8 protein-coding genes are annotated in these 9,831 nt (G+C 63.0%); 3 read left to right on the top strand and 5 right to left on the bottom strand.

The annotated features are described in order from the left end of the window. The first annotated feature begins 211 nt into the window (after positions 1–211). The gene (gene trhP, locus BM267_RS08340; protein WP_074778805.1) at positions 212–1,528 is read left to right on the top strand and encodes a prephenate-dependent tRNA uridine(34) hydroxylase TrhP; all 1,317 of its coding nucleotides are present in this window, start codon (positions 212–214) and stop codon (positions 1,526–1,528) included. A 94-nt stretch (positions 1,529–1,622) separates the two neighbouring features. Next, positions 1,623–2,420 (top strand): undecaprenyl-diphosphate phosphatase, encoded by a 798-nt coding sequence (locus BM267_RS08335; RefSeq protein ID WP_074778807.1) that lies wholly within the window; start codon positions 1,623–1,625, stop codon positions 2,418–2,420. A 179-nt stretch (positions 2,421–2,599) separates the two neighbouring features. On the opposite strand, the gene BM267_RS08330 is transcribed toward BM267_RS08335, so the two are convergent. After that, positions 2,600–4,717 carry a TonB-dependent copper receptor gene (locus tag BM267_RS08330; RefSeq protein WP_074779261.1) on the bottom strand — a complete coding sequence of 706 codons (2,118 nt, stop codon included), beginning with the start codon at positions 4,715–4,717 and terminating at the stop codon, positions 2,600–2,602. A gap of 54 nt (positions 4,718–4,771) precedes the next feature. Then, positions 4,772–5,167 carry a DUF2946 domain-containing protein gene (locus tag BM267_RS08325; protein ID WP_074779263.1) on the bottom strand — a complete coding sequence of 132 codons (396 nt, stop codon included), beginning with the start codon at positions 5,165–5,167 and terminating at the stop codon, positions 4,772–4,774. 224 nt (positions 5,168–5,391) lie between these two features. On the opposite strand from BM267_RS08325, the gene BM267_RS08320 reads away from it, so the two are divergent. Next, positions 5,392–6,543 carry a GGDEF domain-containing protein gene (locus tag BM267_RS08320; protein WP_036991903.1) on the top strand — a complete coding sequence of 384 codons (1,152 nt, stop codon included), beginning with the start codon at positions 5,392–5,394 and terminating at the stop codon, positions 6,541–6,543. Positions 6,544–6,551: 8 nt separating this feature from the next. Here BM267_RS08320 and BM267_RS08315 read toward each other — a convergent pair whose 3' ends face one another. Genes BM267_RS08315 through pdhA form a run of 3 tightly spaced genes read right to left on the bottom strand, consistent with a single transcriptional unit; the run spans position 6,552 to position 9,740 of the window. Further along, the gene (locus BM267_RS08315; protein WP_074778809.1) at positions 6,552–7,664 is read right to left on the bottom strand and encodes a dihydrolipoamide acetyltransferase family protein; all 1,113 of its coding nucleotides are present in this window, start codon (positions 7,662–7,664) and stop codon (positions 6,552–6,554) included. Continuing rightward, positions 7,661–8,656, bottom strand: coding sequence for an alpha-ketoacid dehydrogenase subunit beta (locus tag BM267_RS08310; protein ID WP_074778811.1), 996 nt, complete (start codon positions 8,654–8,656; stop codon positions 7,661–7,663). Before BM267_RS08310 ends, BM267_RS08315 begins: the two co-directional genes overlap by 4 nt. Beyond that, a complete protein-coding gene (gene pdhA / locus BM267_RS08305) occupies positions 8,649–9,740 on the bottom strand; it encodes a pyruvate dehydrogenase (acetyl-transferring) E1 component subunit alpha (protein ID WP_074778814.1) in 1,092 nt (363 codons plus the stop codon). Before pdhA ends, BM267_RS08310 begins: the two co-directional genes overlap by 8 nt. Between the last annotated feature and the right edge of the window lie 91 nt (positions 9,741–9,831).

The following is a 9,831-nucleotide window of genomic DNA, read 5'->3' as shown; positions in this document are numbered from 1 at the left end:
TCTGGTTGCTGACCTGTTTGAAGCGGTGCCGGAGATGGCCAGCAAGGTGTAAACCTGCGGCAAGCTAGGCAGTAGACAACAAGCCCCCGGCTCGGAAGAGTTGGGGGTTTTGTTTTTTGACCATCGCCCCATTCCTGATCCTGATCAATGTCCCACTCAAGCCATGAGGATATGCTCCCCGCCCCTCTTGTCTTGTAAACAGGATCATCCCATGCCCCACGCCCCTGAACTGCTGGCCCCGGCCGGCACCCTCAAGGCCATGCGTTACGCCTTCGCCTATGGCGCCGATGCGGTCTATGCCGGTCAGCCGCGTTACAGCCTGCGTGTACGTGAAAACGATTTCCACAACCCGGCCGTGCTCGCCGAGGCGATTGCCGAGGCGCATGCCCAGGGCAAGAAATTCTATCTGGCGAGCAATATCGCCGCGCACAACAGCAAGGTGACCACCTATGTCCGGGATCTGCAAGAGATCATCGCCATGGGCCCGGATGCGCTGATCATGTCCGATCCCGGGCTGATCATGCTGGTGCGTGAACGCTGGCCGCAGATGCCGGTGCACCTGTCGGTGCAGGCCAATGCCACCAACTGGGCGACGGTGAAGTTCTGGCAGCAGCAGGGGCTGGAGCGGGTGATTCTGTCCCGCGAGCTGTCACTGGATGAGCTGGAGCAGATCCGTCAGCACTGTTCGGACATGGAGCTGGAGGTATTCGTGCACGGTGCGCTGTGCATCGCCTATTCCGGGCGCTGCCTGCTATCCGGCTATTTCAATCACCGCGATGCCAACCAGGGCGCCTGTACCAATGCCTGCCGCTGGAAATACGACCTGCAGCCAGCGCAGGAAACGGCCGAGGGCAATGTCGAGGCTGTCGCTCCGGCCAGGGAGCCACAGGAGGTGCAGCCGCAGCCGGTGTATCTGCTCAACCAGAGCGACAAGCCGGACGAACAGATGGCCATCGAGGAGGATGAGCACGGCACCTACATCATGAATTCCAAAGATCTGCGCGCGGTGCAGCATGTGCAGCGCTTCGTCGATATGGGGATGCACTCGCTGAAGATCGAAGGCCGTACCAAGTCGCACTTCTATGTTGCGCGTACCGTGCAGACCTATCGCCAGGCAATCGATGATGCGGTGGCAGGTCGCCCCTTCGACATGGCGCTGATGGATGATCTGGAAAGCCTGGCCAACCGTGGCTACACCGAAGGTTTCTATCGCCGCCACCCACCGGGGGTGTACCAGAACTACGAGCAGGGCAACTCGCGCATGTCGCGCCATCAGTTTGTCGGCGAAGTGCTGGAAGATCTGGGCGAATGGCTGAGCATCGAGGTGAAAAACCGCTTTGCCGTCGGCGACCGCCTGGAACTAATGACGCCTTCGGGTAATCATAGCTTCACTTTGAATTCGCTGCTGGATCGACGCGGGGAACCAGCGGACGTGGCGCCGGGTACCGGGCATATCGTACGCATTCCGAAACCACTCGGGCTGGATGTGAGTATGGCGTTGCTGCTCCGCTATCTACCGGAGCAATAACGGCTAAGCAAGACACTCGCGCTGGCGTTCCGATCATGGTTTACTGGCGCGCTCCACTGAACCTCACTCTTCATATCAGGAGCGCGTATCCGCTATGGATTGGTTGCAAGTTGTCGTTCTCGCCCTGCTCCAGGGTCTCACTGAGTTTCTACCTGTATCCAGCTCTGCCCACCTGATCCTGGTCCCGGTCCTTACCGGCTGGCCGGATCAGGGGCTGGCGTTCGACGTGGCATTGCACTTCGGCAGCCTGTTTGCGGTGCTGCTGTATTTTCGCCGCGACCTGATCGGCATGACTACCAGTTGGACGCAGTCGCTGGTGACTCGCAAGCCCAATGATGATGCGCGGCTGGCCTGGGGGGTGCTGTTTGCCACTATTCCAGTGGGGCTCGCTGGGCTGGCGTTCAAAGATGACATTGAGCTATACCTGCGCTCTCCTTTCTATCTGGCTTTGGGGCTGGTTTTCTTCGGCCTGCTGCTGGGCTGGGCCGACTGGCGTTTTCGGGGCAGCCGCACCGAGAGTCAGATGACCTGGAAGGATGTGCTGATCATTGGCTGCGCCCAGGCGCTGGCACTGTTTCCCGGCACCTCGCGGGCCGGCATCACCATTACCGCAGCATTGATGATGGGGTTGAACCGGGAAGCAGCCTCGCGCTTCTCCTTCCTGCTGTCGATCCCCGTGATCCTGCTGGCCTGCCTGCTCAAGACCAAGGATCTGGTCGAAGCCCAGGTGCCGGTGGAATGGGGGGCCATGGCCCTGGGCGTCCTGGTCTCGGCGATCAGCGCTTTCCTCTGTATCCACTACTTCCTGGTATTCATCAAGCGCATCGGCATGCAGCCGTTCGTGATCTACCGGCTGATCCTGGGTGCAGCGTTGTTGGTGGTGTTCTACTGACCTGGACGGGTCGAGCTCCTGGGAACGTCGAGCCCACGGGCCGCGATCGGACTCGATGAAAGGAGCCAGCCGGCACGCACAAAACCGCCCGCCAGCACCATGGACGAGCTGGTGCTCGTCCCTCCCAGGGTTGTGGAGTGTCCGACATAAGGGGCTGCAGGCAGCCCCTCAGAGTTACCTCAGAAGCTGAAATCCAGCTTCGCCCACAGCGTCCGACCCGGCTCGTTGATCCGGGTATCGGCCGGGAAGCCGAAACTGCCGTTGCCAGCCAGATTGAGATGTTCGGCGTAAGCCTTGTCCAGCAGGTTATCTACCCCGACACTGCCCGTTATTTCAGCACTGAAGCGATAGGCCGCGTTGATCGACAACACGCCGAAACCGGACGAATCACCAAAGTCGCGACTGGTGACGTTACCCTTGCCATCAGCAGTGCGGCTCTGCGCCGCCACCACCCGCCACAGGGCACCAGCACTCCAGTTGTCCCGGGCATAGGTCAGATTGACGCGTGCATCCAGTGGCGGCATCTGCGGCAGGGCTTCGCCGTCGCTGCGATTGCGCCCCCAGGCCCAGGCCAGGCTGGTTTCCGCTTGCCAGTTATCCGTTATATCCAGCGCAACACCCGTTTCGGCACCCATGATCTGGGCATCGATATTTTCCGCGTTACTGCCCATGCCGGTGTAATCAAACAGGATAAAGTCATCAACCACCCCGGCATAACCGGAGATCCAGGCCTCCATCCCCTCGCGCTTGTACTGCAGTCCGACATCCAGCTGCGTGGTGCGCTCGGGATCAATACCGTCAAAGGCGTTGACCGCACCAAGCGATTGGTTGGGCGAGAACAGCTCCCAATAATCCGGGAAGCGCTGCACATGGCCAATGCCCACATAGGCGGTGGCCGGCAGGCTGGACAGATCCTGCTCCAGGCGCAGGAAAGCACTGGGCAAAGTTTCCCGGCGGGTATCGCCGGCAGTAGGGTTGGGCATGGCGTGCCCGCCGCCGTGCATGCCACCGCTGACAGTGGCCCGGGAGTCCTCGACGTGATGCTGATCCAACCGCATACCGCCGATCAGCCGCTGATCATCCTGCCGGGACCAGGTCAGCTCGGAGAACAGGCCAATCTGGCTGAAGCTGGCGTCCTTGACCCAGGGCTGCTGACGATAGGTGTCGATGCCCATGCCGTTGCGGGTGCGATGGGTGTTGCGCTGGGCGTCGGCACCGGCCAGCAACTCCAGTTCATCCCAGACCCAGGTCGAGGCCAGCCGCATGCCCAGGGTGCGGCGGTCGACATTGGACGCCATCGGGTGCGGCATCATCATCCCCGAGGGCACCCGCAGACTGTAGTTGTCCATTACATGGTCGGCATAGTTGTAATACACCCGCGCTTCCAGCTCCTGCAGCGCACCGCCGTGGAATTGCCTTTCGAAGCGCAGGCCCAGACTTTCCCGCTCGAACTGCGAGCCATCCATGCCGCGCCCAGCGTAGCGCGCCTCGCCATCACCGGCACCAACGCTCAGCTCCAGCAGGGTATCGTCATCCGGTGTCCAGCCCAGGGCCAGGTCGGTGTTCCATTTGTTCCAGCGCGACGGCACACGATCGCCATTGCCGTCCTTGTAATCCCCGGACCGGGAACGGTTACCGCTCAGCCGCAGATAGCCGTCGCGGCTGCCGATGGCACCGTCCACTTGCATATCGCGGCGGGTATTGGAGCCGCCTACCACGGTGACATCCAGCCGGCTGCCCGGTTCATCGAAGCTTTCCGGCAGGCGATCAAACAGAATGGTGCCGGCTGACGCGCCCGGTCCCCAGGCCACGGTCTGTGGTCCCTTGATCACGGTCAGCTGATCGAAGTTCTGCGGCGCGATGTAGGAAGACGGGGCGTCCATGCGCGAAGGGCAGGCACCGAGCATCTCGCCGCCGTTGGTCAGCAGCTTCAGCCGCGATCCGAACATGCCACGCAATACCGGATCACTGTTGCTGCCACCGCTGCGGACGGCCGAGAAACCGGGAATGGTCTTCAGGTAGTCGGCGCCGTCACTCGCCGGGATCGGCTGACGCGCTTCCTTGGGGTTGGTGATGATGGTCAGTGGTGAATCCTGCTGCACGGCGGTGATCACCCGAGGCGGCAGCGAGAACTGCTCCAGTGAGTGCGCATGGTGATGTTCGTCGGCCAGGGCGCCACCGGCGAGCAGTACGAGTAGCGCCGCATGGGCGGCCTGCCAATGCAGGCGCGCGGGTTGCACGGCAAAGATTCCGGGCAGACGCGCACGCGCCTGCCGGTCACACATATTTCGGGACATGGCAATTTCCACTTCAATATTCAACAGCGCCGCGACAGCGCGCGGCAACGGCGTTCAGCTGTGGAAATAGCCAGGTGGGGCCCGGGCATGACTGCCACCATGTCGCAGCATCGGCAGCAACGGGGCGGTAGGCAGTGACGCAAACCGCTCCGGTTCATGCCGGGGCAGAACAAGGTCGACGGACAGGCTCAGGGGCGGGTTGAGGGTCAGCAGCTCGCAGTAGCCACACAGCTCCAGAGCGGCTAGCCAGGCTGGCTCGCCGGGACTCTGCCGGTGGTGACCATGGCCGCCGGCATCCGGCTCGGCATGGCCCGCATGAACATGCTGCTCCTGCGACGCCACGCTGGCCTGGGCCATTTGCAGCGCGGAGTACAGCGGGCCGACATGAATCATCAGCATGGCAAACAGGCCAAGCCAGATACAGGATGTCGTCAGCCGTTTGCGCACCAGCAGCAGTTCCTTTCTCGTCAATGAAGGCCCGGTGAGTCTGCGTTCGAGATAATCAGCCGAGCGGCGGTCATGCGTGACCGGGCCATGCCAGTGTAGATGAATCCGTAAGTCCATTCCTTGGGCGCGGTCAATTTTTCCGGATTGTTTGATCTGCATCAGTTGCTGGTAAGAAGCCCCAGGCTAATCTGGCCCCATGCCATCATAACAACATCAAACGAGTCCCCATGTCTGCCCTCGTTGACCTGTTCTGCCAGCGACTCAGCTCACTTCTTCCTGCCGAGCTGGAGCCCCATGAGCGCGTGAAACTACTGACGCCGCTCCGCCACCCGCTGCTGGTCAGCCGCCAACGGGCGCACCTGATCGTGGACCGGGTACGCCTGTTCGCGTTGTTGTTCGCGCTGCTCACACCGCTATGGGGCATCGTCGATGTGCTCGCCTTCCCCAATCCCCTGTGGGGTCAATTGTTGGCGTTGCGATTGCTGGTGTGCGTGGCGTTCTTCTGCCTGCTGCTGTTCTACCGTGAGCGGGGCCGGATGGCCGATGCCTATCTGGCCATGTTCATCCTGTTCGCCATTCCGACGCTGTTCTATATCAGCTCACACACCTTGCTGGCGCACTACCAACTGGTGGATATGCCCGCGGCGGTCGCCGCTGGTTACGCCTTTCTGCCCTTTGTGCTGATGGCTGGTCTGGCGCTGTTCCCACTGACGTTGCTGGAGAACCTGCTGGTCGCCATGGTGCTGTTACTGGCCCAGGGCATCGCCGGTTATCTGAACTGGTCAACCTTGAACTGGCCCTCCTTCGTCGGCGCTTTCTGGCTGCTGATCCTGATTGCCGGTGTCACCGGGCTGGCCTGCATGAGCCAGCTGGCGTTCATGATGGCGCTGCTGCGCCAGGCAATCCGGGATGACCTGACCGGCGTGTTCAGCCGTGGCAGTGGCGAGGAAATCCTGCAGATGCAGTGGCACACCAGCCAGCGCAACAACAGCGCCCTGTCTCTGGCCTTCATCGACCTGGACCGTTTCAAGGAAATCAACGACCTTTTCGGTCATGCCATGGGCGATCAGGCGTTACGCAGCGCCAGCCAGCACATCCAGAACTGCATGCGCAGCTCAGACAGCCTGGTACGCTGGGGCGGCGAGGAATTTCTGCTGATCATGCCCGATACCGATATGACCCGTGCCCGCCAGGCCATGGAGCGACTACGCAGCAGCGGGCTGGGCCAGCGACCGGACGGCCTGCCGCTGACCGCCAGTATCGGTCTGGCCGAGCGCTATTTCGACCACATCGACCTGCCCCAGCAGTTGCTGGAGCTGGCCGACCAGCGCATGTATCACGCCAAGGCGTCCGGGCGCGATCGCATCCATGCACTCTGACGAGGCGGTCATTCGGCCGCCTGCAGATCCTCCACCAGCGCCTTGAGAAAACGCGCCGCTTCGCCACCGGTAACCGCGCGATGATCCACCGTCAGTGATACCGGCAGGATCGGGTGCACCGCCACCTGCCCCTGGTGGGCCACGGCCTGCTCCCTGATCACCCCGGCACCGATGATCGCCACCTGCGGCGGCATGATCACCGGGCTGGCATAACGGCCGAACAGGGTGCCGTAGTTGGACAGGGTGATGGTCGCGCCCATCAGCTCGCGCGGCGGAATCGAGCGGTTCAGCACGTCCGCGCGTAGCCGCGCCAACCCCTGACGCAAGTCCTCCGCGTCACGGTTGCCAACATCACGCAACACCGGCACGAACAGCCCGTCGGGGGTATCCACCGCCACACCGAGGTCGATGTGCTGATGACGGGTAATGCTCAGACGTGCGCCGTCAAAGCCGACGTTCAGCGCCGGCTCTGCCTGGCAGGCACGGGCAATGGCTCGTGCCAGGCGCACCATCGGGTCACGCGCGCCAGCGTCCCATTGATGCAGATCGGCATCCTCAACGATGGTGACCGGGACCACTTCGGCATGGGCGCGGGACATGTTCTTGGCCATGGTCCGGCGCACGCTGCGTAGCGCTTCACCCGCTGTGGGCTGGGTGTCGGCGGCCTGCACATCGGCCACCGTGACCAACCCGCCAGGCCCGCTGCCTTCGAGCTGGCCCAGCTCCACACCGAGGCGCCTGGCCAGCTCGCGGGCCGCCGGCATTACCGGCAACGGGCGAGCATCGCGGCTGGAGGGCGCAGCGCCGATGATGAAATCATCCGCCGCCAGATCGCTGGTACCGCTGGCATGGCCCAGGTTACCGACCACGGTACCGCTGTCCTCGCCCTCGCCTTCGAATTCCACCAACGGCTCGCCCACATGCAGCAGATCACCCGACGCACCGAAACAACGGCTGATCACCCCGGCCTGGGGCGATGGCACCTCGACGATGGCCTTGGCGGTTTCCACCGAGACCAACAGTTGATCCACCGCCACCTCATCCCCGGCCTTGACGTGCCATTCGACAATTTCCGCCTCCTGCAGGCCCTCACCCAGATCCGGCAATTTGAACTGTTTCATTGATCATTCCCCCGCATGGTCTGACGGCCGGCCTCACAGATACTGTCCACATCCGGCAGGTAGGCCATTTCCTGCCGGGCATAGGGAATCACGCAATCGAACCCGGTGACACGCTGCACCGGCGCATGCAGGCTGTAGAACAGTTGCTCCTGCACCAGCGCGGCGATTTCCGCGCCGGGCCCGTAACTGCGCGCCGCCTCATGCACGATGATGCAGCGCCCGGTCTTGCCGACCGAGGCGAGGATGGTGTCGCCGTCCAATGGTTTGAGCGTGGCCACGTCGATCACTTCGCAATCGATGCCCTCCTCGGCCAGCCGACTGGCCGCTTCCAGGGTTTCCTTCAGCGCTGCGCCCCAGCTGACCAGGGTCAGATCCTTGCCCTCGCGCAGGGTAAAGCAGGTATCCAGCGGCAACGCCTGGCCATCGTCCTCCACCACTTGCTGCACCGAGCGGTACAGCCGCGACGGCTCAAGAAAGATCACCGGGTCCGGATCGGCAATGGCAGCCAGCAGCAGACCATAGGCCCGCCGTGGCGATGAGGGCACCACTACGCGCAAGCCGGGAACGTGCGCCAGCAGCGCTTCGGTACTTTCACCGTGATGTTCCGGTGCATGGATACCGCCGCCGTGGGGCGTGCGCATGACCATCGGGCAACTCAACCGGCCGCGGGTGCGGCTGCGCAGGCGGCTGGCGTGGGAAACCAGATGTTCCATGCCTGCGTAGATGAAACCCATGAACTGGATTTCCGCCACGGGTTTGAGCCCCTGTGCGGCCATGCCCACGGCAATGCCGGTGATCAGCGTTTCGGCCAGCGGCGTATCCATCACCCGGCGAAAGCCGAAGCGCTCATGCAGACCGACCGTGGCGCGGAACACACCGCCATTGGGGCCGACATCCTCCCCCAGCACCACCACATCCGGATCGTCAGCCATGGCCCGGTGCAGCGCCAGGTTGATCGCCTCCACCATGCAGACAGGTTTGCGTTCAGTCATGGGCCGACCCTCCCAGGGCAGCTGCCCGAATCAGCAATTCATCGCGCTGTTGCCGGTAGCGCTCCGGCAACTCGGCAAACAGGTGGTCAAAGGCGGCGCCCGGATCAGCCTCAGGCAAACTGCGGAATGCCTCCACGGCGGCATTGATCCGCTCGCCGAGGTCCCGCTGCAGTTGCTGCTCCTTCTCCTCGTCCCACAGCCCCTGGCCATGCAGAAAGCGCTGCAGGCGACCGATCGGCTCGTGCTTCCAGGCCTCGCTCAGCTCATCGGCGTCGCGGTAGCGGCTGGCATCATCCGAGGTGGTGTGGTCGCCCAGCCGGTAGGTTACGCACTCCACCAGCGTCGGCCCCTTGCCCGCCCGGGCGCGCTCGATGGCGATACTGATGCGGTCATACACTGCCAGCACATCATTACCATCCACCTGCTCACCGGGAATGCCCGCCGCCAATGCCTTGTGCGCCAGCGTCGGCGCAGCGGACTGCAGGCTGCGCGGCACCGAGATCGCCCACTGGTTGTTGTTCACCACGAACACCACGGGCAACTGCCAGACACCGGCCAGGTTCAGGCTTTCCAGAAAATCGCCCTTGCTGGTCGCACCATCGCCGCAGGTGGTCACCGCCACCCGTGGTTGCTGGCGGATACGGAAGGCCGAGGCCACCCCGCAGGCATGGCAGGCCTGAGTCGCAATGGGTACACAGATGGGGAAGTCTTCCAGCGCCCCGGGTGCGGTCCAGGCGCTGCCGCGCTCATCACCGCCCCAGTACGCCAGGATGTCCTGCATCGCGACCCCACGCTGCAGCTGCGTGGCGGTGTCGCGGTAATAGGGAATCAGCACATCGGCCTCGGTCATCGCCCGCCCCAGCGCAGTGCCAATGGCTTCCTGGCCGAGGGTCGAGGCATAGGTGCCGATCTGGCCAGTGCGCTGCAGAGCGACGCATTTCTGATCGAAGGCACGGACCAGGGTCATCTGACGATGAAAGTCGAGCAGCAGTTGGGGATCATCGACCCAGCCGGGTAGTTCACCTGATGGCTGGCCGTGATCATCAAGATAACGGGTATAGGAAATGGGTACGGATAAGGGCATGGCTATCCTCCTGACCATTGTGGACGGCCGGCTTGTGACCGGTCTCCCCGCTACCGCCCGGATAGGGCGGCGACGCTGACGGCGCGGATGC

It is taken from the genome of Halopseudomonas bauzanensis (assembly GCF_900114735.1).
Classification (GTDB): domain Bacteria; phylum Pseudomonadota; class Gammaproteobacteria; order Pseudomonadales; family Pseudomonadaceae; genus Halopseudomonas; species Halopseudomonas bauzanensis.
This window is presented reverse-complemented; position numbering and strand designations above follow the sequence as displayed.